The organism is Nonomuraea sp. NPDC049504, assembly GCF_040676845.1.
GTDB classification, from domain to species: Bacteria; Actinomycetota; Actinomycetes; order Streptosporangiales; family Streptosporangiaceae; genus Nonomuraea; species Nonomuraea salmonea.
Genome location: NZ_JBFAPT010000001.1, coordinates 300,962 through 322,828, shown reverse-complemented (window position 1 = coordinate 322,828; position 21,867 = coordinate 300,962). Strand labels below are relative to the sequence as shown.

Annotated in this window: 21 protein-coding genes; 7 read left to right on the top strand and 14 right to left on the bottom strand. The window is 70.5% G+C overall.

All coding sequences use genetic code 11. The features are described 5' to 3' along the window. Positions 1–14 precede the first annotated feature (14 nt). On the top strand, positions 15–1,742 hold the full coding sequence (locus tag AB0K28_RS01435) for an HAD-IIB family hydrolase (RefSeq protein ID WP_364363711.1): 1,728 nt from the start codon (positions 15–17) through the stop codon (positions 1,740–1,742). 87 nt (positions 1,743–1,829) lie between these two features. On the opposite strand, the gene AB0K28_RS01430 is transcribed toward AB0K28_RS01435, so the two are convergent. From AB0K28_RS01430 to AB0K28_RS01405, 6 genes are all read right to left on the bottom strand, one after another. Then, entirely contained in the window at positions 1,830–2,501 is a 672-nt protein-coding gene (locus AB0K28_RS01430; protein ID WP_364363708.1) for a DUF3159 domain-containing protein, read from the bottom strand. Between the two features lie 4 nt (positions 2,502–2,505). Then, positions 2,506–2,892 carry an OB-fold nucleic acid binding domain-containing protein gene (locus AB0K28_RS01425; protein ID WP_355413502.1) on the bottom strand — a complete coding sequence of 129 codons (387 nt, stop codon included), beginning with the start codon at positions 2,890–2,892 and terminating at the stop codon, positions 2,506–2,508. Between the two features lie 28 nt (positions 2,893–2,920). Then, on the bottom strand, positions 2,921–3,556 hold the full coding sequence (locus AB0K28_RS01420; RefSeq protein WP_364363705.1) for a DUF3710 domain-containing protein: 636 nt from the start codon (positions 3,554–3,556) through the stop codon (positions 2,921–2,923). A gap of 93 nt (positions 3,557–3,649) precedes the next feature. Continuing rightward, entirely contained in the window at positions 3,650–4,093 is a 444-nt protein-coding gene (dut, locus tag AB0K28_RS01415) for a dUTP diphosphatase (protein ID WP_364363702.1), read from the bottom strand. Continuing rightward, a complete protein-coding gene (locus tag AB0K28_RS01410) occupies positions 4,090–4,644 on the bottom strand; it encodes a PaaI family thioesterase (RefSeq protein WP_364363699.1) in 555 nt (184 codons plus the stop codon). The genes dut and AB0K28_RS01410 overlap by 4 nt, the downstream gene beginning before the upstream one ends. A 93-nt stretch (positions 4,645–4,737) precedes the next feature. Then, complete coding sequence (locus tag AB0K28_RS01405; RefSeq protein WP_364363696.1) at positions 4,738–6,114, bottom strand: AI-2E family transporter; 1,377 nt, start codon at positions 6,112–6,114, stop codon at positions 4,738–4,740. A 204-nt stretch (positions 6,115–6,318) separates the two neighbouring features. Between AB0K28_RS01405 and AB0K28_RS01400 the strand changes: the two genes are divergently transcribed. Further along, complete coding sequence (locus AB0K28_RS01400; RefSeq protein ID WP_364363693.1) at positions 6,319–8,469, top strand: DUF6351 family protein; 2,151 nt, start codon at positions 6,319–6,321, stop codon at positions 8,467–8,469. 85 nt (positions 8,470–8,554) lie between these two features. Further along, the gene (locus AB0K28_RS01395) at positions 8,555–9,088 is read left to right on the top strand and encodes a winged helix-turn-helix domain-containing protein (RefSeq protein WP_345387388.1); all 534 of its coding nucleotides are present in this window, start codon (positions 8,555–8,557) and stop codon (positions 9,086–9,088) included. Here AB0K28_RS01395 and valS read toward each other — a convergent pair whose 3' ends face one another. Then, complete coding sequence (gene valS, locus AB0K28_RS01390; RefSeq protein WP_364363689.1) at positions 9,089–11,596, bottom strand: valine--tRNA ligase; 2,508 nt, start codon at positions 11,594–11,596, stop codon at positions 9,089–9,091. 78 nt (positions 11,597–11,674) lie between these two features. On the opposite strand from valS, the gene AB0K28_RS01385 reads away from it, so the two are divergent. Then, a complete protein-coding gene (locus AB0K28_RS01385) occupies positions 11,675–11,959 on the top strand; it encodes a DUF4235 domain-containing protein (RefSeq protein ID WP_345387390.1) in 285 nt (94 codons plus the stop codon). Here AB0K28_RS01385 and AB0K28_RS01380 read toward each other — a convergent pair. The 3 genes from AB0K28_RS01380 to AB0K28_RS01370 are packed head-to-tail and all read right to left on the bottom strand — an operon-like array spanning position 11,892 to position 15,824. Beyond that, entirely contained in the window at positions 11,892–13,325 is a 1,434-nt protein-coding gene (locus AB0K28_RS01380; RefSeq protein ID WP_345387392.1) for a trehalose-6-phosphate synthase, read from the bottom strand. The two genes, AB0K28_RS01385 and AB0K28_RS01380, sit on opposite strands and share 68 nt — an antisense overlap. A gap of 16 nt (positions 13,326–13,341) precedes the next feature. Next, positions 13,342–14,880, bottom strand: coding sequence for an FAD-dependent oxidoreductase (locus tag AB0K28_RS01375; protein WP_364363685.1), 1,539 nt, complete (start codon positions 14,878–14,880; stop codon positions 13,342–13,344). Further along, positions 14,877–15,824, bottom strand: a complete 948-nt coding sequence (locus tag AB0K28_RS01370; protein WP_364363682.1) for an MBL fold metallo-hydrolase — start codon at positions 15,822–15,824, stop codon at positions 14,877–14,879. Before AB0K28_RS01370 ends, AB0K28_RS01375 begins: the two co-directional genes overlap by 4 nt. Before the next feature lie 191 nt (positions 15,825–16,015). Here AB0K28_RS01370 and paaI point away from each other — a divergent pair, with 191 nt between their 5' ends. The 3 genes from paaI to AB0K28_RS01355 are packed head-to-tail and all read left to right on the top strand — an operon-like array spanning position 16,016 to position 18,291. Then, entirely contained in the window at positions 16,016–16,384 is a 369-nt protein-coding gene (gene paaI, locus AB0K28_RS01365) for a hydroxyphenylacetyl-CoA thioesterase PaaI (RefSeq protein ID WP_364364492.1), read from the top strand. Positions 16,385–16,391: 7 nt separating this feature from the next. Further along, on the top strand, positions 16,392–17,690 hold the full coding sequence (gene paaK, locus AB0K28_RS01360; RefSeq protein ID WP_364363679.1) for a phenylacetate--CoA ligase PaaK: 1,299 nt from the start codon (positions 16,392–16,394) through the stop codon (positions 17,688–17,690). Continuing rightward, positions 17,683–18,291: a TetR/AcrR family transcriptional regulator gene (locus tag AB0K28_RS01355; protein ID WP_364363676.1), complete on the top strand. Its 609-nt coding sequence runs from the start codon at positions 17,683–17,685 to the stop codon at positions 18,289–18,291. The genes paaK and AB0K28_RS01355 overlap by 8 nt, the downstream gene beginning before the upstream one ends. Here the strand turns inward: AB0K28_RS01355 and AB0K28_RS01350 are convergent. The 4 genes from AB0K28_RS01350 to AB0K28_RS01335 all read right to left on the bottom strand — a co-directional run bounded on the left by AB0K28_RS01350 (position 18,281) and on the right by AB0K28_RS01335 (position 21,762). Beyond that, a complete protein-coding gene (locus AB0K28_RS01350; protein ID WP_364363673.1) occupies positions 18,281–19,099 on the bottom strand; it encodes a hypothetical protein in 819 nt (272 codons plus the stop codon). The two genes, AB0K28_RS01355 and AB0K28_RS01350, sit on opposite strands and share 11 nt — an antisense overlap. Before the next feature lie 92 nt (positions 19,100–19,191). Next, positions 19,192–19,491 carry a DUF4193 domain-containing protein gene (locus AB0K28_RS01345; RefSeq protein WP_020542847.1) on the bottom strand — a complete coding sequence of 100 codons (300 nt, stop codon included), beginning with the start codon at positions 19,489–19,491 and terminating at the stop codon, positions 19,192–19,194. A 307-nt stretch (positions 19,492–19,798) separates the two neighbouring features. Beyond that, a complete protein-coding gene (locus AB0K28_RS01340; RefSeq protein ID WP_364363670.1) occupies positions 19,799–21,112 on the bottom strand; it encodes a HAMP domain-containing sensor histidine kinase in 1,314 nt (437 codons plus the stop codon). Then, the gene (locus tag AB0K28_RS01335) at positions 21,109–21,762 is read right to left on the bottom strand and encodes a response regulator transcription factor (RefSeq protein WP_345387406.1); all 654 of its coding nucleotides are present in this window, start codon (positions 21,760–21,762) and stop codon (positions 21,109–21,111) included. The genes AB0K28_RS01340 and AB0K28_RS01335 overlap by 4 nt, the downstream gene beginning before the upstream one ends. Positions 21,763–21,867 lie beyond the last annotated feature (105 nt).

The following is a 21,867-nucleotide window of genomic DNA, read 5'->3' as shown; positions in this document are numbered from 1 at the left end:
GTAGGTGCCGGGCCATGCGCTACAACGTGCTGGCCACCGACTACGACGAGACCCTCGCCTCGGGCGGCCAGGTGGCGGAGGCCACCATCGCGGCCCTCGAACGCCTGTCCAAGGCCGGGATCAAGCTGCTGCTGGTCACCGGCCGCGAGCTGGACGACCTGCTGTCGGTCTTCCCCCACCCCGCCCTGTTCGACCTGATCGTGGCCGAGAACGGCGGGCTGCTGTACGACCCGCACCAGCGCACCTGCGACGCCCTGGCCCCGCCCCCGCCGCCCGAGCTGGCACAGCGGCTCAGGGACGCGGGCGTCAGCCCGCTCGGCGTCGGCCAGGTGCTGGTCGCCACCCGCGAGCCGCACGACGTACAGGTCCTGGAGGCCATCCGCGAGCTGGGCCTGGAGTTGCAGGTCATCTACAACAAGGGCGCCGTCATGGTGCTGCCGCCCGGCGTCAACAAGGCCAGCGGCCTCTGCGCGGCGCTCGACCGGCTCGGCCTGTCACGGCACAGCGTGGTCGCGGTCGGCGACGGTGAGAACGACCACGCCTTCCTGCGAGCCGCCGAGTGCGGGGCCGCCGTGGCCGACGCGCTGCCCGCCCTCAGGGACGCCTGCGACCTGCCGCTCGACGGCCCGGCCGGGCGCGGGGTGGCCGAGCTGGCCGAGAAACTCATGGCGGGCGAGCTCGACGGGCTGGAGCTCGCCCGGCATCACGTCCTGCTCGGCCACGACGAAGGGGCCGAGGTGCGGCTGCCGACGTACGGGCTGGGCCTGCTGGTCGCCGGGCCGTCCGGCAGCGGCAAGTCCACGGTCACCACCGCGCTGCTCGAACGGCTCGTCGGCGACGGCTACCAGTGCGTCATCGTGGACCCCGAGGGCGACTACGCCGAATATCCCGGCGTGACCGTGCTCGGCGACCCCGACCGGGTGCCCTCCGTGGACGAGGTCGCCCACGTGCTGGAGCATCCCGGGCACAGCGTCGTCATCAACCTCATCGGGCTGCAGCTGCGCGACCGGCCGGCGTACTTCGCAGAGCTGCTGCCCCGGCTCACCGGGCTGCGCGCCAAGCTCGGGCATCCGCACTGGCTCGTGCTCGACGAGGCGCACCACCTGATGCCCGCCGAGGTCCGGCACGTGCCGCTGCAGCATCCCGGCGACCTCGGCTCGGTGCTGATGATCACCGTGCATCCCGACGCGCTCAGCCCGGCCGCGCTTGGCCTGGTCAACGGCACCATCGCGGTCGGCAAGGAGCCGGAGAGCACGCTCGCCGCGTTCGCCACCGCCCGTGGCCTCGACGCGCCCGCTCTTCCCGACGGGCCCGGCGACATCGCGCTGTGGCTGGACGGCACCGAGTCAGGCCGCCGGCTCACGCTGGCCCCCGCCCGGCAGGAGCGCACCCGGCACCGGCGCAAGTACGCGGCCGGGACCATGTCGAAGGACAAGAGCTTCTACTTCACCGGGCCCGAGCAGCGGATGCGGCTGCGGGCCAGGAACCTGCACACGTTCGTGGAGCTGGCCGAGGGCCTGGACCACGACACGTGGCTGCATCACCTGCGGCGGGGGGACTACTCGACGTGGATCCGCGACTGCCTCGGCGACGCCGAGCTGGCCGACGAGGTGGCGGCGCTGGAACGCGACGAGGCGGCCGACGCGGACTCGACGCGGCGGCGCGTGGCCGACCTCATCGGCGCCCGCTACACGCTCCCCGCCGAACCCACCGCCTTCGACCCGGACCACGACGACCGCTGACCACTCCCTGAGGCCGCGGCCGCGACCCTTCTGAGGGACCTCGGCCGCAATGGACCGAAGGCCCCGTCGCCGGGGCGCTCGGGCGGGTCAGGCGGGGGCTACGGGGGGCTTGACCGGGGTGCGGCCGCGGCCGAGCATCCAGAGCATGGCCGCCAGCGCCGCCACCTGCAACGGCCAGCCCATGACGATCTTGGCGAAGCCGAGCGCGGCGACCGCCTCGTCACCGCCGCCGAACAGGTAGACGGGCCCCTGCACGGCCACCCTGACCGCGCACGGCAGCATGAGCAGCCAGGTCAGCCGCGTGCACAGCCGCACGATGCCGGGATCCTTGTGCCAGCCCGTCGGGTCACCCGTGACCGAGCCGATCAGGAACCCGACGACCGGCCACCGGGCGACGATCGAGATCAGCATCGCCACCGCATAGCCGGCGTTGTAGAGGATGCCGGGCAGGAAATAATCCTTCGCGTCGCCCGTACGGCTGGCGAAGAACGCCCCGATCGCGATGCCGATCAAGCTGTTGATCACGAACTGCGGCGTCGACCGCTGCAGCACGCGCGCCAGCAGCAGCACCACCGACAGCGAGATGCTGATGATGAGCGACAGCTTCAGATCCTCGCTGAGGATCCACGTCAGCGTGAACGCGACCGTCGGCACCGCCGCCTCGATGATGCCTCTGACCCCGCCGAACGCCTTCGCGAGCTGGGCCCGCACCGCCGCTTCGACCGTGTCGTGGGCGACCTCTTCCGCCTCGGCACTCACCTGATCAACTCCCTGGGCGCAGCTCGTAACGCGGATTGAACATCACTTTGCGCCCGTCCTGCAGGCTCACCAGGCCCTCGGCCTTGACCGTGCGGCCCGGCTCGATGCCCGCGATCCTGCGGCGGCCGAGCCAGACCAGGTCGATGACGTCGGACCCGTCGTAGAGCTCGGCCTCGAGAGCGGGAGCACCGCCCCTCGGACGCAGTGTCACCGTACGTAGCGTACCCGCCACGCAGAAGCGGCGGCGGCCGCCACACGAGACGATGGGGGTGGCGCCGACCTCGTCGGCGTCCTCCCGCAGCTCGCGGGCCTCGATCTCTGACTGGGGGGAGGCCAGCCGGCTGAAGAACCCGCGCAATCCCCCACGTTTCGGGGGCTCTGCCGTACTCATGATGCCTCAGCCTATGTGATGTCAGCCGTCAGCGAATCTCGCTGATCTCCGGTCCTCGCCTGAACGGGTTGAACCGCGGCCCCTCGCCCGCCTCGCCGCCCGGCTCGTTGGGCCGGCGCAGCGGGATCGGCTCCTCGCGCGCCATCGGCTCGTCACCCCGCACGACCACGACGTCCTTGATGAAGTCGTGGTACGCGGCCGCCGTCGCGTCGTCGACGGCCGCCTTGCCCGAGATGACCGCCAGCAGGAACCAGCGGGGCCCGTCGATGCCGATGTAGCGGGCCGGCCTGCTGTCACCGTCGAGCCGCATCTCGCCGCTCAGCTCCGTGCCGAACGGCCCCTCCTGCTCGTGCAGCACCCCCGCCTGGCTCGCCAGCTTGGTCCGCACCTCGTCCCACAGGCCCGAGCTGCGCGGCGCGGCCAGGGCCTGCAGCTGCAGCGAGCTCTCGTCGTACAGGACGACCACGCCGACGTGCTGGTCCCCCACGGAGGCCAGCCGCACGTCGAAGTCGGGGTTGTGCGGCAACCGCAGGCCGCCCAGGTCGATGCGGTCGTTGTCCGGGTGGGGCTCGTCGGCGTCCCACGGGCCGGACTCCCGCATCGGCGCCGCAGCCTCCTGCTCGGCCGCCTGATCCGGCTGCTCACGACGACGACGTCGGAACACGTTCCTCACTCTCCCTGCTCGTCGGGCCCACCGGCCCGTTGTACGTCCGTCTCACGCGGACCCAATGGCTCGGGCCCGCTCGATCTGCACCGGTCAGCGCCCCGTGGATCCGAACCCGTTCGCACCGCGTACGGACCCCGGCAGGCGCTCCACCTCGTAGAAGACCGCCCGTTCCACGCGCTGCACGACGAGCTGCGCCACCCGGTCGCCCCGGCGCAGCCGGAACGGCTCCTTGGCGTCGGTGTTGATCAGCGTCACCCTGATCTCGCCCCGGTAGCCGGCGTCCACCGTGCCGGGCGCGTTGACCAGCGTGACCCCGTGCTTGGCCGCAAGGCCGGAGCGCGGATGGACGAACGCCGCGTAGCCGTCGGGCAGCGCGATCGCCACCCCCGTGCCGACCACGGCCCGCTCGCCGGGCTGCAACTCGACGTCCTCGACCGCGTAGAGGTCGGCGCCGGCGTCACCCGCGTGCGCGTACGACGGCATCGGCAGCTCCTCGTCGAGCCGCTGGATGAGGACCTCTACTGTGTTGCTCAAGGATTCACCTCGTAATCCGGATGTTCGACCTCGATGGCGGCCAGATCGCCGTGCTTGGCGAAGTGTTCCATGTTCACCTCGATGAACAGCGCTGCCGCGCGGACGGCGACCGGTCCGTCCGGGGCGCCGATGCGCCCCTCAGCCTCAAGGTACGCCTTCCTGCCCGCGATGCCGTTGCACCAGGCACGCAGGTGGAGTGTCGTGCCCACGGGAACGGGGAGGAGGTAGTCGGTCTCCAGCCGTCCCGTCACATATGGCTTGCGGAACAGGTATACGGACATACCGATGACCTCGTCCATCGCGGTCGCCAGCACTCCGCCGTGCGCCAGCTTCGGCGCCCCCTGGTGCGCCTCCCCCACCGTGAACTCGGCCTCGACCGTCGTGCCGTCGGGCGTCCTGGCCTTGAGATGCAACCCCGTGGGGTGCTCGGCCCCGCACCCGAAACACTGACCGTAGTGGGAGGACAGAACGGTGCCCGGCGCGGGCGCCCCCGGCATCGCCTCGGGCGGTCCGGCGTTGGGAGGCGGCGTGGTGAGGGAGGAACGCGTCACGGGTGACGAGGTTACTCCGTACCACCCGCACCCGAATCCCACCCGACCCCCGCCCGCTCCACCGCCGCATCACCGGCCCCCCACGCCGGTGGATCATGGGCGCGAAGGAGCGGCCCCCGTATCGGCCCTGGACACGTCACCGCCCGCCATACCGCCGACGTCACCAGCGGCACCAGAACCGTGAGCGTCACCGTCACCAGCGGCACCGGAACCACGAACGTCACCGTCACCAGCGGCACGGGGACCGTGAGCGCCGCTGTCACGGCGGCTGCCACCCTCGCCTCCGTCGTCACCACGACGGTCTCCTTCGTCGCTCCGGCGGTCTTCGCCGTCGCCGTGGTCGGGGGTGTCCGTCGTGTCGTCGGTGGGTGGGGGTGGGGCGGGTGAAGGTGCGTCGTTGTGGCCTGGGGGGAGCTCGGGGGGTTTGTGGCGGAGCTCTGGCAATGCCCGGTAGATGACGGCTGCCACGGGGACCGCCACCGCGGCGCCGGCGATGCCGGCCAGGACGCCGCCCACCGACAGGACGAGGATGATCGCCAGCGGGTGGAAGTGCAGCGCCCGGCCCACGATCAGCGGCTGCAGGACGTGGTTTTCGAGCTGCTGCTCCACGACGAGGATGCCGAGGAAGATCAGCGCGTAGACGAGCCCTTTGGCGCCCAGCGTGACCAGGGTGGCGACGGTGCCGGCGAAGAAGATGCCGACGATGGGGATGAAGCTGGCGAAGAAGATGAGCACGGCCAGCGGCGCCCACAGCGGCACACCCATGCCGGCCAGCACGATGCCCATGATGAGCCCGTGGACGGCGGCCACCGCCACGGTGCCCTGGACGTAGTGGGAGAGCGTGGTCCAGGCGGCCCGCCCGGCCCGGTCGACTCTGGGTGCCACCCCGCCGAACGCCCTGAGGAACCACATCCAGATGCGGTCACCGTCTTTGAGCAGGAAGAACGTCACGAACAGCAGCAGCACGATGGACGCGAGCACCTCGACGGCGACCGCGCCGGCCGACAGCACGGTGCCGGTGATGGCGGTGCGCTGTTCGTTGACCATGGCGGCGATCTCGTCGACGTAGTCGGTGATCTGCGCCTCTTCGAGGTGGAGCGGCCCGGTGATCAGCCACTCCTGGACGGTCCTCGCGGTCTCCTGGACCTGGCTGACGAGACCGGGGAACTCTTCGCCGGCCCGCGCGCCGACCAGCCATCCCGTGCCGACGAGCACGGCCAGCGCCACCAGCATGGTGATCCAGGTGGCGTAGATGGGCCGCATGCCGGCGCTGCGCAGGCTCTTGGTGAGCGGGAACAGCAGCGCGGTCAGCAGGAGCGCGATCGCCACGGGCAGCGCCACGAACGCGAGGCGGGCGATGACCTGGACGATGAAGTAGACGACCACGCCGACGAGGATCAGGCAACCGGACCATGCGGCCATCCTGGCCAGCACGGGCGGCACGAGCTTGGTTGGGCGGTCGGACAGCACGTGTTCAAGACTGGCATGTCCGGGCCCGTCACGCGCGCGGATATCGCCGCGACCACGAGCGCTGTCAGCGTAATCCGGCGAAGCGATCCAGCGGTCCCGGAGACCGACGGTGGCGGACGACGCGCACGATGGCGGACTGCCGTCCCCTCACATCGGCGACATCGGGTCTGTGCAAGGGGCGGTGATCGTGTCACCGTCGTGACCATGAAGGCTCCGGTGATCCTCGTCATGGCGGCGTCCTTTCTGGTCGCCGCGCCCGTCGCGCCCGCGTCCGCCTCCCGTGTCCCGCTGTCCCTGGAGGTGCTGTCCAGCCGGCCGGATCAGGTCAGCGGGGGTGATGCGCTGATCAGGGTGGACGGGGACGCCAGGGCCAGGGTGCTGCGGAACGGTGAGGACGTCACGGAGGCGTTCGAGCGCAGCGGCAAGGGACGTACGGGACTCGTGACGGGCCTGCGGGAGGGCGAGAACACGATCACGGCGGTCGCCGGCCGGCACAGGAAGAGCATTGAATTACACAACCACCCCATCCAGGGGCCGATCTTCTCGGGCGAGCACCAGTACCCGTTCCTGTGCAAGACGGAACGCAGCGGCCTCGGCCCCCCGAAGCCCGACAACCAGGACGGCCAGGGCATGCGGGTCGAGGGCGGCTGGAGCAGGGACTGCTTCGCCCCGACGGTGAACGACCGCCTCTACCGCTCGACGGACGGCACGTACAAGCCGATGCCCGCGGAACGGCCCGCCGACATGGCGACCACCACCCTGCCCGGCGGCCGGACGGTCGACTTCGTGGTACGCCGCGAGCGTGGCGTCATCAACCGCTTCCTCTACTCGATCGCGATGCTGGAGGACGGCTACACCGGCCGCGCGGTCTACCGGTTCGACGGCGGCGTGGCGATCGGCCACGACCAGGGGACGATCGGCGGCGGCGCGCTCGACGCGCACCAGCTCGGCCAGGGCTACGCGATCATGTACTCGTCCGGCACCCGCACCAGCACCCACTACAACCTGATCCTGGGCGGCGAGACGGCCCTGATGGTCAAGGAGCGGTTCATCGAGCGGTACGGCCAGCCGCTCTACACGGTGGGCGTGGGCGCGTCGGGCGGCGCGATCCAGCAGTACATCTACGGCCAGAACCACGGGACGAGGGTGATCGACGCCGCCATCCCGCAGTACTCCTATCCGGACATGGTCACCCAGACCATCCACGTGGGCGACTGCGAGCTGCTCGAACGCTACATGGACCGGCATCCGCGCTGGGCCAAGTGGGACGACCGCACGGCGCTGATCGGCATGAACGCGAGCGACACCGTCGCGAACCCGTACACCGGGCGGCCCGGCTCCGACGAGTGCGTGAACGGCTGGCGTGGCCTGACCCCGCTCACCATGAACCCGCTGTGGACGTCCAACAACGACCCCGAGTGGCAGCGCATGGACCCGCCGGGCGTCAAGGACACCGTCCAGTGGACGCACTGGGACGACCTGCGCAAGGTGTACGGCGTGGACAAGACCGGCTACGCCCGCTCGACCTGGGACAACGTGGGCGTCCAGTACGGGCTCGAGGCGCTCACCGACGGCGTGTTGACGCCGGAGGAGTTCCTTGACCTCAACGCGCAGGCGGGCTCGTGGAAGGAGGCGGCGGACATGGTGCAGGAGGGCTGCCCGTTCGTGCCCTCGGCCTGCCCCGCCGACCTCGACCCGTGGAGCGCCCGCAACGCCCACCAGGGTGATCCCGCGCCGCGCCGCACCGGTGACCCGGTGGCGATCAGGAACGTGCTGCGCAGCGGGCTGGTGTTCGGCGGGGACATCGACATCCCGGTGATCGACTGGCGGCACTACCTGGAGGAGGAGCTGGACATGCACAACGCGCACCAGTCGTTCGCCTCCAGGAAGCGGATGCTGGACCACGACGGGCAGGCGGGCAATCAGGTCATCTGGTTCACGGACGCGCGTCCGGACGGGCCCGAGTTCGACCAGACGCCCGAGGCGCTCAAGGTGATCGACGCGTGGATGGCCAACATCCGGAAATATCCGGCGCGCGGCGTGATCAAGAACAAGCCGCCCCAGGCCGTGGACCGCTGCTTCGCCACCGACGGCACCGAGATCGCCGCAGGTCCGCACGTCTGGGACGGCGTCCTCGACCGCCGTGCCCCCGGGGCGTGCACCAAGCGCTTCCCCCTCTACGGCACCGCCCGCACGGTGGCGGGCGGCCCGATCGAGGGCGGCGTCTACAAGTGCCGTCTCCAGCCGGTCGACCGGGCGATCGCCAAGGGCCTGTACGGCTCCTGGCGCCCCACTCCGGACCAGCGCGCCCGGCTGAAGCAGATCTTCCCGACGGGCGTGTGCGACTACCGCTAGGGGCGACGCAGGGGGCAGGGCCCGGGGCGGGTGCGGGGCTTGGTGGGCGGTGGTGGACGAAGGGGTGGCAATAGAGTGGCCTGCCATGGGCACTCAACGCCGCCCCGCCACCGAGCCGGAGGCCCGCGCCCTGGCCTCGGCCACCCGCCTGCGCATCCTGCGGCTCTGCCTCGACCAGGCGCTGACCAACAAGGAGATCGCGGGCCGGCTGGGCGCGAACCCCGCCACCACGCTGCACCACGTACGCAAGCTCGTCGAAACGGGTTTCCTGGCCGCCGAGCCGCGCAGGCCGGGCCCGCGCGGCTCGACGGAGATCCCCTACCGCACCACCGGCAAGACATGGGAGATGGAGGTCCGCGAGAGCGGCGTGACCGGCGCCAACGCGGCCATGCTCGGCGCGTTCCTCGAGGAGGTGCGGCTGGTCGACGTCGCGGACGGCGAGTTCACCAGGCTCGGGGTCAGGCTGACCGAGGAGGGCCGCGAGGAGCTGTGGCGGCGGCTGCGCGAGGTGATCGACGACTTCCGCGACCGCCGGCCACCGGCGGACGGCGCGGCCTACTCGCTCTTCCTCGCCGTCCACCGGGACGTCACCAGGGACCCACCCCCGGAAGAAGACTGATCAGACCAGGTCGACCTCGACCTTGAGCTGCTCACCGTGCTCCAGCACGAACTCCTCCACGTTGCCCGCCGCGCACACGTCGTCGGACGCCTGCGCGAGCAGCCCGGCGTCGGGCGTCCACACGTTCAGCCGCGACACCTCGGCCCGCATCGACAGCTTGGCCTCCGACTTGGCCTTGCGCACCTGCCCGAGCACGTCGGAGGCGACGGCCAGCACCGCCGGGTCGCCGCTGCCGCGCTGGGCGGCGGGCCAGGAGGTGCGGTGCACGGAGCCGTCGCGCCACCACGACCACACCTCCTCGGTGACGAACGGCAGGAACGGCGCGAACATCCGCAGCAGCACGTCGAGCGCCTGCCGCAGCGCCGCGTGCGCCGAGGCGGCGGCGGGGCCGGACTCGTACGCCCGCGCCTTGACCAGCTCCAGGTAGTCGTCGCAGAACGCCCAGAAGAAGCGCTCGACGGCCTCGATGGCCCTGGTGTGGTCGTAGGCGTCGAACGCCTCGGTGGCCTCGCGCACGGTGTCGGCCAGCGCCGCCAGCATCGACAGGTCGAGCGGCTCGGTCACCTCGCCGTCGCTCCCGGCCAGCCCGAGCACGAACTTGGAGGCGTTGAGGATCTTGATGGCCAGCCGCCGCCCGATCTTGAGCTGCCCGGGGTCGAAGGCGGTGTCGACGCCGTAGCGGCCGTTGGCGGCCCAGTAGCGCACCGCGTCGGAGCCGTGCTTGTCCAGCAGGTCGAGCGGGGTGACGACGTTGCCCTTGGACTTGGACATCTTCTTGCGGTCGGGGTCGAGGATCCACCCCGAGATGGCGACGTCGCTCCAGGGCAGCTCGCCGAACTCGTAGTGCGAGCGCACCACGGTCGAGAACAGCCAGGTGCGGATGATCTCGTGGGCCTGCGGCCGCAGGTCGGCGGGGAAGACCCGCTTGAACAGGTCGTCGTCGCTGCCCCAGCGGCCGGCGATCTGCGGGGTGAGCGACGAGGTGGCCCAGGTGTCCATGACGTCGGGGTCGGCCATGAACCCGCCGGGCACGCCGCGCTGCTCCTCGGTGTAGCCGGGCGGCACGTCGGACGACGGGTCGACGGGCAGCATGTCCTCGGTGGGCAGGATCGGCGCGTCGTGGACGGGCTGTCCCGACTCGTCGATCGGGTACCACACCGGGAAGGGCACGCCGAAGAAGCGCTGGCGGGAGATCAGCCAGTCGCTGGTGAGCCCCTCGACCCAGTTGTCGTAGCGCACCCGCATGTGCGGCGGGTGCCAGGTGAGCTCGCGCCCGCGGGCGAGCAGCCGCTGCCGCAGCTCCTCGTCGCGGCCGCCGTTGCGGATGTACCACTGGCGGGTGGTGACGATCTCAAGGGGCTTGTCGCCGCGCTCGTAGAACTTCACCGGGCGCTTGATCGGCTTGGGCTCGCCCTCGAGGTCGCCTGACTCGCGCAGCATCTCCACGATGCGCTCGCGGGCGCTGTGGACGGTCTTGCCGGCCAGCTCCTTGTACGGCTCCGCCTCCACGCCCTCGGGCGGCTCGGGCAGCAGCCGGCCGTCCCAGCCGATGACCGGCCTGGTGGGCAGGTGCAGCTCGCGCCACCAGGTGACGTCGGTGATGTCGCCGAACGTACAGATCATCGCGATGCCGGTGCCCTTGTCGGGCTCGGCCAGGCGGTGGGCCAGCACCGGCACCTCGACGCCGAACAGCGGTGTCAGCACCGAGGTGCCGAACAGGTCCTTGTAGCGCTCGTCGTCGGGGTGGGCGACCAGCGCCACGCAGGCCGGGATCAGCTCGGGCCTGGTGGTCTCGATGGTGACCGGGCCCTTCTCGCCGTAGAAGGAGATGGTGTGGAAGGCGCCGGGCCACTCCCTGTCCTCCAGCTCGGCCTGGGCGACCGCGGTGCGGAACGTGACGTCCCACAGGGTCGGGGCCTCGGCGAGGTACGCCTCGCCGCGCAGCAGGTTGCGCAGGAACGCCCGCTGCGAGACCGCCCGCGCCTCGTCGCTGATGGTGGTGTAGAGCAGCGACCAGTCGACCGACAGGCCGATGCGCTGCCACACCTCCTCGAATGCCTGCTCGTCGATGGCGGTGAGCTTGTGGCACAGCTCCACGAAGTTGCGCCGCGAAATGGAGATGTCGCGCTTGCCGGGCTTGTCCGGGGGCACGAAGTCGGGGTCGTAGGGCAGCGAGGGGTCGCAGCGCACGCCGTAGACGTTCTGCACGCGGCGCTCGGTGGGCAGGCCGTTGTCGTCCCAGCCGAGGGGGTAGAACACCGACTTGCCGAGCATGCGCTGGTAGCGCGCCATGATGTCGGTGTGGGTGTAGGAGAAGATGTGGCCGATGTGCAGCGAACCCGACACGGTGGGGGGCGGCGTGTCGATGGAGTAGATGTGCTCACGCGCCGCAGACCGGTCGAAGCGGTAGGTGCCCTCTTCTTCCCAGCGAGCTACCCATACCTGCTCCAAGCCGTCGAGAGTCGGCTTTTGGGGCATGGAGGGACGGCGTAGTCGCTGTTGAGTCATGCCTCCTTATGGTACGGCTTCGCAGGCCCGGCAAGCGGTAGAGACTAGTGTTCGTTACAAAGGGGAAGGGAGATCGACATGGCGGAGGAGAAGCCAGATATCGCCTGGCGGGTCATCGGCGGACTCGTGGGTCTGGTGACGGCGTGGGCGGCCCGCAAGGTGCTGGGTTTCGCCTGGACGAAAACGACCGGCAAGGAGCCGCCCATCGACACCGAGTCGCCTGAGGTGAGCCTCGGCGAGGCGATCGGCTACGCCGTCGTCATGGGGGTGGGCATGTCGGTGGCGCAGATCGTGGTCAACCGGACCGCCAAGAAGCGCTACGACGCGTGGAAGTCGCTGAAGCAGGTGACTCCAGGGCAGTGAGGAACTCGTTGGCCCAGCGGTCCACGTCGTAGGTGGCGACCCGGCGGCGCATCGTCCGCATCCGCCGGGCCAGCTCGTGCGGCGTGGCCCGCATCGCGTTCAGCAACTGCCGCTTGATGTCCTCCACGTCGTACGGGTTCACCAGGTACGACTGCCGCAGCTCGTCGGCCGCCCCGGTGAACTCGCTCAGCACCAGCGCGCCCTGCAGGTCGTGGTGGCAGGAGATGTACTCCTTGGCCACCAGGTTCATCCCGTCGCGCAGGGGCGTGACGACCATGACGTCGGCGGCGAGATAGAGCGCCGCCAGCTCCTCGTGGTTGTACGACTGGTGGAAATACCAGATGGGCTGGTAGCCGAGCTGGGCGTGCTCGCCGTTGATCCGCCCGACCTGCAGCTCGATGTCGTCGCGCAGCCTGCGGTACTCGTCCACGCGCTCCCTGCTGGGCGTCGCGATCTGCACGAACACCGCCTCGCCCGGCCGCAGCCGCCCGTCCTTGAGCAGCTCGCCGAAGCCTTCGAGGCGCTGGCCGATGCCCTTGGTGTAGTCGAGCCGGTCCACGCCGAGCAGCACGTGCTCGGGCTCGCCGAGCTCGATCCTGATCTCCTTGGCCCTGGCCACGACCTGCGGCTCGCGGACGAGCGCGTCGAGCTGCGCGAAGTCCACCGAGATCGGGAACGCCTGCGTGGTGACGATCCGGTCGTCGAGGAAGATCTCGTTCCCCTTGTACGGCAGCCCGAGCAGCCGGCGGCACAGCCGGCGGAAGTTCGAGGCGCCGCCGGGCAGCTGGAAGCCCACCAGGTCGGCCCCGAGCAGCCCTTCGACGAGGTCCTTGCGCCACGGCAGGCGCCAGAACAGCTCGGTCGGCGGGAAGGGGATGTGCAGGAAGAACCCGATGCGCAGGTCGGGACGCAGGCGGCGCAGCATGGCGGGCACGAGCTGGAGCTGGTAGTCCTGCACCCACACGACCGCGCCCTCCTCGGCCGCCTCCGCGGCGGCCTCGGCGAAGCGCTGGTTGACGACCTGGTAGGCCTCCCACATCTCCCTGTCGAAGACGGGCGTGGCCACGACGTCGTGGTAGAGCGGCCACAAGGTGGCGTTGGAGAAGCCCTCGTAGTAGAGCTCCACCTCGCGGGCCGACAGCGGGACGGGGATGAGGTTCATCCCGTCCTGCTCGAACGGCTCCAGCTTCTCGTCGGGCGCCCCGTGCCAGCCGGCCCAGGCTCCGTGGCGGCGCTGCATCACCGGAGCTATCGCGGTGACGAGCCCGCCAGGACTCCTGCGCCACGAGGCCGTTCCGTCGGGTTCGATCGTGCGGTCCACCGGCAATCGGTTCGCGACGATCAAGAACGAGCTACGGCCAGTCACGCAGTCCTCCTATGGGTCATATGTCAGGAAAGCCGCCGAGCGCGCGGCCAACAGCGGCCGCCACCGACTCCGGGCCCGCGTGAGGGAGGATCGCGGCGATGTGGGAGTCGGGCCTGATGAGCCATGCCTCATCCGGCCCGGCGCCGAGCCTCTCAGCGAGCGAGCCAGTCCCATCGATCTCCGCGAGCCCGCGAACGGCGAGCGGCGCCGTAATGACCTTGCCCAAGACCTGCACAAACAAACTCGAATCGCACATATCACCCAATAGCACGAGAAAGCCGTCTCGTGTAATATCGCGCAACCTGCCGCCCGGGACGGCCAGGTCAGGCAGGATCACGCCGGGTGACGGCGGGCACACCGCGCCCTTCGGTGGACGGCCGGCGAAGGGGCGCGAGGGCTCGGGCGTGGTCAGGGGCGAGCCGACGTACCAGAAGGGCTCGGCGAAACGCCCCGAGTCGACCTCGTCCACCCGCCCGCCCTCCAGCACGGCCCGCCGCCGCATGCGCTCCTCCACCGTGCGCGGCACGAGGAAGCGCATGGTGGCGCCGGTCACCTCCAGGTTCTCCACCGCCGCCGCGTGCCGCTCCACGTGGTACGACTCCAGCAGCCCCGCCCCCGCCCACCCGTTGAGCACGAAGGCGAGCTTCCACGCCGCGTTCTCGGCGTCCGGCACCCCCGAGTTGAGCCCGCGCGCCCCGAACGGCGCCACCAGGTGGGCGCAGTCACCGGCCAGCAGCACCCGCCCGACCCGCATCCGCGAGGCCAGGCGCGCGTGGAAGCGGTAGGTGCTGTGCCACAGCAACTCGTACGGGCGGTCCCCGATGACCTGCCGGATCTTGCGCGCGATGTCGGCGTCGGTGGGGATGAAATCGGGCGCGATCTGCCAGTCGATCCGGTACGTGCCCCCGGGACACGGGTGGATGAGCACCTGCCGCCCCGGGTTCCACACGGGGTCGAAGTAGAAGCGGCGCTCGTTCTCCCAGCCCGGCAGGTCGGCCTTGATGTCGCAGATCAGGAACTGGTCGTCGTACGTCTCCCCGGTGAACGTCACGCCGAGCGCCGCCCGGATCGCCTGCGCCCGCGCCCCGGCGCAGACCAGCACGTACGGCGCCCGCAGCCGCCGCTGCCCGCAGTGCACGGTGACGCCGGAGTCGTCCTGGGTCAGGTCGGTGACCTCGTGCTCCCAGCGCACCTCGACGAGTGGCTGGGCGGCGATGGCCGCGTCGAGTATCTGCTCGGTGCGGGTCTGGGAGATGTTCACGCACGGCGGCAGCGGCCCCTCGCGCTCGAACGTCCACGACAGCAGCTCGCGGTCGCGGTAGTAGGTGCGGGCGGTGGTCCAGGCCAGCCCCTCCTCGGCCACCTGCCCGGCGCCGGCGGCGGCCCAGATGTCGAGCACGTCGCGCTGCTGGCAGATCGACTTCGACCCGCCGGACCCCCGGCCTGGCCGCTGGTCGAGCACCAGCACCTGAACGCCCCACCGGGCCAGCAACAGCGCGGCACTCTGCCCGACCGGCCCCGCGCCTATGACGATGACCTGCGGCTCGGCGCTCATGACTGGAGTTCGTCCCAGACCTGGCGGTCGCGCTCCGCGGTCCAGATGCGCGGGCGCTCGACGCCGTGCAGCTCGTCCCACAGCCGGGAGACGTTGAACGGCAGGCAGTGCTCGAAGATGGGCCAGGAGCCGTAGCGGGGGGCGAGTGCGCGGTGTGTGCGCTCGAACGCCTCCTTCACCGACCCCGAGGCTCCGACCTCGCGCAGCATGGCGGTCAGGAAGTCGCGGGTCTGCCCGATGGCCGCCGCGACGGCGTCATCGCCCTCGGCCACCGCGCCCCTGCCGCCGACCAGCGTGCGCGCGCCGAGCGCGGCCACCCGGTCGAGCGTCGTCGAGACCCAGTCGCGGTGGAAGGCGTCGCCGGTGTAGAGGGCGGCCTGCGACTCCACCAGGTCGCCGGCGAACAGCACGCGCTGCTCGGGCAGCCAGGCCACCAGGTCGCCCTCGGTGTGACCGCGCCCGCAGTACTGCAGCACGAGGTCGCCGCGCCCGCCGCCCAGGTCGATCGTGAACCGGTCGCTGAACGTGGCGGTCGGCCAGGTCAGGCCGGGGATCGAGTCCGGCTCCTCGAACAGGCGGGGCATCCTGGCGTACTCGCTGGCCCAGTCCTGCGCGCCGCGCTCGGCGATGAGCTCGCGGGTCTTCTCGTGAGTGACGATCACCTCGGCGCCGAACGCGGACGCGCCCAGCACCCTGACCGCGTGGTAGTGCGACAGCACGAGGTAGCGGATCGGCTTGTCCGTGTGCTCGCGCAGCCGGGCCAGCCACCGGCGGGCCGCCACCGGCGTGGCCAGGGCCTCGAAGCAGACGAGGAAGTCCTCGCCCTCGATGGCCCCCACGTTGGGGTCGCCCTCGGCGGTGAGCGCGTACACGCCGTCCGCCAGGATCTCCAGGGACTGCCGCTTCTCGCCGAGGTCCGCCGACGAGGCGAACGGCTTCGCCATCGCTGTCTCCTCCCGCTCAGGGCGCCGCCGTCCCGGGGTCCGGGGCGGTGCGCGCACTCCTAGGAGTCTCTTCCCACCGGCGCGCCGGCAGTCCCGGCGGCGTGCTCTTGACAGGCGTGTCCCGCCGGTGATTGGTTTACCGAACATTCGGTCAGTTGACAAGGGAGACCTTCGTGGAGAGCGCGCGTCGCATGATGGACGCCGACACCGCCTCCGCCGCCCTCGGCATCGAGCCCACGGAGCTGGGCGACGGCCGGGCGGTGTGCCGGATGACCGTGACCGAGCTGATGGTCAACGGCCACGGCCTGTGCCACGGCGGTTACGTGTTCCTGCTGGCTGACACCGCGTTCGCGGGCGCGTGCAACAGTCATGGGCCGGTCACGGTGGCGGCGGGGGCGGAGATCACGTTCGTCTCCCCCGCCCGCGCGGGTGACGTGCTGATCGCCGAGGCGGAGGAGCGCACCCGCTACGGCCGCAGCGGCATCTACGACGTCACCGTGCGCAGGCCCGACGGTCAGGTGGTCGCGGAGTTCCGCGGCCGGAGCCGGGAGCTGAAGTGAGACGGCCATGAGACTGGGACGACCCCCCTCCCCCGACGAGCTCGACCCGATCGAGCGCGTCTCCCGCGACGAGCTGGCGGCGCTCCAGCTGGAGCGCCTGCGGCACACCCTCGACCACGCCTACCGCAACGTCCCGCTCTACCGGGAGAAGTTCGACGCGGCGGGCGTGCACCCCAATGACTGCAAGGAGCTCGCCGACCTGGCCAGGTTCCCCTTCACCACGAAGGAGGACCTGCGCGAGAGCTACCCGTTCGGCATGTTCGCGGTGCCCCGCGAGCAGGTGGCGCGGATCCACGCCTCCAGCGGCACCACCGGGCGGGCCACCGTGGTCGGCTACACCAAGCGCGACCTCGACGTGTGGGCCGAGGTGATGGCCCGCTCGATCCGCGCGTCCGGCGGGCGGCCCGGCGACATCGTGCACGTGGCCTACGGCTACGGCCTGTTCACCGGCGGGCTCGGCGCCCATTACGGGGCCGAGCGGCTGGGCTGCACGGTGGTGCCGGTCTCGGGCGGCATGACGCCCCGGCAGGTGCGGCTCATCGACGACTTCAAGCCTGATGTGATCATGGTGACGCCGTCGTACATGCTGGCGCTGCTGGACGAGTTCAGGGCCCAGGGCATCGATCCGCGCGCCACGTCGCTGCGGGTCGGCATCTTCGGCGCCGAGCCGTGGACGGAGCAGATGCGCGCCGAGATCGAGGACGCCTTCGACCTCGACGCCGTGGACGTCTACGGCCTGTCGGAGGTGATGGGCCCCGGCGTGGCCAACGAGTGCGTCGAGACCAAGGACGGCCTGCACGTCTGGGAGGACCACTTCTATCCCGAGACCGTCGATCCGTTCACCGGGGAGCCGGCCGACGAGGGCGAGCTGGTCTTCACCACGCTGACCAAGGAGGCCATGCCGGTCATCCGCTACCGCACCCGGGACCTGACCAGGCTGCTGCCCGGCACCGCGCGGCCGGCGTTCCGCCGGATGCGGAAGGTGACCGGGCGTACCGACGACATGATCATTCTGCGTGGCGTGAACGTGTTCCCCACCCAGATCGAGGAGGTCGTGCTCGGCGTCGAGGGCCTGTCGCCGCACTTCCAGCTCCGCCTCACCCGTCCTGGGCGGCTCGACGTGATGACGGTCAGGGTCGAGGCGCGGCCGGGGTTCGGCGAGGGGCGCGAGGCAGCCGGTCGGGCGCTGCGCAGCGCCGTCAAGGAGACCGTGGGCGTGAGCGTCGAGGTCGAGGTGGTGGACCCGGAGACGCTGGAGCGGTCGGTGGGCAAGCTGAAGCGCGTCGTCGACGAGCGTCATGATTGAGGCCGCCACCGAACCTCGGCGCAGGCGGGGTCGCGGGCTCGACCCCGAGTCGGTGCTGTCGATCGCGGTCGGCGTCTTCAACGAGCGCGGCTACGACGGCACCAGCATGGAGGACCTCGCCAAGGCGCTCGGCGTGACCAAGTCGGCCATCTACTACCACGTGCCGGGCAAGGAGCAGCTGCTCGCCAGGGCGCTCGACCGGGCGCTCGACGGGCTGTCGGCGATGGTGACCGACGAGCGGGCCGCGACGGGCGCGGCCATCGACCGGCTGGAGTGGGTCGTCAGGCAGAGCGTGCGCATCCTCGTCGAGCGCCTGCCGTACGTGACGCTGCTGCTGCGGGTGCGCGGCAACAGCGGCACCGAGCAGGCGGCGCTGGAGCGGCGGCGGGAGTTCGACCGGTTCATCACCGGGCTGGTCGGCGAGGCGGTGGCGGAGGGCGGGATCAGGGCGGACGTCGATCCGGGGCTGGTGACGCGGCTGCTGTTCGGCACCGTCAACTCGATCACCGAGTGGTATCAGCCGGCGCGCGGCGACTCGGCCGACGATCTGGCCGACGCGCTGCTCATGATGGCCTTCAGCGGCCTGCGGCCTACTCGCTGAGCTCGCCGCGCGGCTTTCCCTGGACGGCCTGCTGGGCCGGGGCGGGGGCCTTGACGCGCAGGTCGGCGCGGATGACCTCGCCGAGCTTCTTCGTGGCCATGCGGTTGAGCGCGCCGCCGGCGATGGCGCCGGTCAGGAAGGGGCCGAAGGTGGTGAGGTGGCGGCCGAGCGTCCGCATGAGGCGGTTGCGCAGGGCCGTCTTGGTGGCCGCTCCGAGCGCCAGGGAGACGGACGCGGGCGCGAGGGGGTCGATGCCGCGTTGCTTGGCCCAGGCGGCGGTGAAGGCGACGGCGCGCTGCGCGCCGGATCCCTGGACGTGGACGCCGTAGACCTCGTGCAGCTCGGCCAGCAGCTTGACCTCGATGGCGGCGACGACGATGGTCTCGGCGACGAGCTGGGCGGGGGCGGAGAGCAGGAGGGGCGGCGCGGCGAACTCGGCCGCGGCCAGTGCTCCGCCGATGGCGCCGACCGTCATCGTGGCCTTCTGAGCGGTGCGCACCAGGTCGTCGGCGAGCTCTTCGCCGGTCAGGCCGTGGTGGTGCTCGGCGAGGGTGTGCAGGTCTCTGATCGGGATGCGCGGCGCGATGTTGAGGAAGACGTCGGCCAGCCAGCGGCCCCGGCCCGCGCCGGTGGCCCGTGCCCGCTTCGCCCCGGCGGACAGCGCCTGAGCGAGTCGGCCGAGCAGCCTGCGCCGCTCGGCCGGCTCCAGCTCACCCGGAGCGGTGAGCTTGCCAACGAGCTCGCCGACCTCACGATCGGGGTCGGCGACCTCACTGCCCGCTTGGCGGTCTTTCTCCGGTTCGGCCACGCGATGCCTCCGTAATTCATGTCGCGATCGCTCGGGATCGTGGGCTTTGGTCGTCTTCGGTCCCTCTACCCCGGGCTCGTTCGCTCCAGTGATCAGGCGGCGCACTCCCGGCAGACCTGCTGGCCGTTCTTCTCGGAGGCCAGCTGGCTGCGGTGGTGCACCAGGAAGCAGCGCGAGCAGGTGAACTCGTCGGCCTGACGGGGGATCACCCGCAGGGAGAGCTCTTCGTTCGACAGATCGGCACCGGGCAGTTCGAGCGACTCCGCCAGGTCGGTCTCATCGATGTCGATGCTGCCGGACGACTTGTCGGTGCGCCGCGCCTGGAGTTCCTGGAGGCTGTCTTCACCCAGGTCGTCGTCTGTCTTGCGCGGGCTGTCGTAGTCGGTAGCCATTGTGCTTACTCCATCCCCCTCATCCATATGTGTTCGCGCTCATCGCGCGTCTTCTAACGTCCGGGAAGCCCATCTTGTGCCCGTTCCGTCGGGGAGATTTCCCATCGGTACCCCGAGGAAACGGACCACGAACCTCCCAACACGTCAGGGCCTGCTGCCGTCGGCAATGGTTAGCCAAATATGGCGAAACCCACAGCCTTGGCGTCATGCACCACCGTGTTCGACGGCACATCCAACCACATGTGCGGCGAGAACGAGACGCCCCCATGCGACAACACGCGGACGAACACGTCAGAACGTCACCACGTCAGCGCGGCGGCAGCCTAATGGTCACCACGAGCCCCCCGCCATCACGTGGCACAGCGGCCACATTCCCACCGTGGGCCTGCACGACCGCGCGCACGATGGACAGCCCGAGCCCCGCTCCCTTGGCCGAATCCACCCGATCCGCATGAAGCCTCCTGAACGGCTCGAACAGGCTGTTGACCTCGTACGCCGGGACGTGCTGCCCCGTGTTGGCCACCTGAACAACCAAGGCACCGTCCGCCATTCCCGTACGGATCCAGACTTTTCCGCTTTCGGGAATGTTGTACTTCACCGCGTTCTCCAGCAGGTTGCTCACCGACCGCTCCAGGAGCACCGGATCGCCCACGGTAGGCGCGCTGACCAGTTCGGTGGTGACGGTCACACCGTGTTCGGCGGCGAACGGCGCGACCTGTTCGACCGCCGTCTGCGCGACCTCCTTCACGTCCAGCGGTTTGCGCACGGCGAGTTCGCGTTCGCTCCTGGCGAGCAGCAGCAGCCCTTCGATGAGCTTCTCGTTACGCGCGTTGACCTCAAGGAGGGTACGCCCGAGCGCTTTGAGGTCCTCGGAGGCCGCCGGATCGGAAAGCGCGATCTCCAGGACCGTCCTGTTGATGGTGAGCGGAGTGCGCAATTCGTGCGAGGCGTTGGCGACGAATCTTCGCTGGGTGTCGAAGGCGACGTTGAGCCGGGTGAGCATGGCGTCGAAGGTGTCGGCCAGCTCCTTCAGCTCGTCGTTGGGGCCCTCGAGCGCGATGCGCTGATGGGCCAGCGTGCTCTCCGACAGCTTGCGCGCCGTCGCCGTCATCCTGGCGACCGGCCGCATGGCCCTGTCGGCCACGAAGTAGCCGATGATCAGCGCCAGGATGCCGACCCCGAACAGGGCCATCACCGCGCTCTGCAGCAACTCGCCGCGGGCGTTGTGCACGGTCGCCTCTTTGGCCTGCAGCCACTGGTTCTGGGCGATCGCCGCGTCGATGGGGTTGATGCCCCGCGTGTCCAGTGTCGGCCATTCGTTGCCGATGGACGCCCCGACAATGGCGTACATGGACAGCAGCAGCGCCACGGCGGCGCCGAACACGAGCGCGCCGTAGGTGAGCGTCAGGCGCCAGCGGATGCTGACCTTGCCGGGAAGCTCCTTCACACGTTCCATGGTGGAGCGCTGGGTGAGCTGCCGCGCGGGCGGCGGAGGGCCGTCCCACACCGGTGGTCCCGCCGGGGGCGGCGGCGTCTCCTGGACGCGCGTCGCCTTGCGTTCCGAGTGCGGGCTGATCATCGGATGCGTCGGGCCCGCTTCGCGCTCTGGCCTGTCCGTCACAACTTGTACCCAACCCCGGGCACGGTCTCGATCACCTGAGGCTCGCCCAGCTTCTTCCGCAGCGTCATCATGGTCACCCGGACCACGTTCGTGAAGGGATCGATGTTCTCGTCCCATGCCTTGTCCAGCAGGTCCTCCTGGCTGACCACGGCGCCGTCGGCCCGCATCAGCTCTTCGAGCACCGCGAACTCCTTCTTGGTCAGCACGACCTCCCTGCCGTCGCGCTCCACCAGCCGCTTGCCCGGGTCGAGCCTGATGCCGGCGCGCTGCAGCACGGGCGGCAGCGCGGGGGCCGAGCGCCGGCCGAGCGCCCGCACCCTGGCCACCAGCTCGATGAACACGAACGGCTTGGCCAGGTAGTCGTCGGCGCCCAGGCCGAGGCCCTCCACCTTGTCGTCCACGTCGCCCGAGGCGGTCAGCATGAGGATGCGGGAGGCCGTCCGCTGCTCGACCAGCCTGCGGCACACCTCGTCACCGTGCACGACGGGCAGGTCACGGTCCAGCACGATCACGTCGTAGTCGATGTAGGAGGTACGCTCCAGAGCCCCGCCGCCGTCGTAGGCGACGTCGACCGCCATGGCCTCGCGCCGCAACCCCGTCGCGATCGCGTCGGCCAGCACCCGCTCATCCTCAACCACCAGCACGCGCACGCCCGGTACACCTCTCTCCGATTCTGGTCACTCATTCTGGCCACAACCTCGATAAGCGCACGGTAAGGCATGTTCCGGCCACCTGGGACCGGCCGGAGGCCCCCG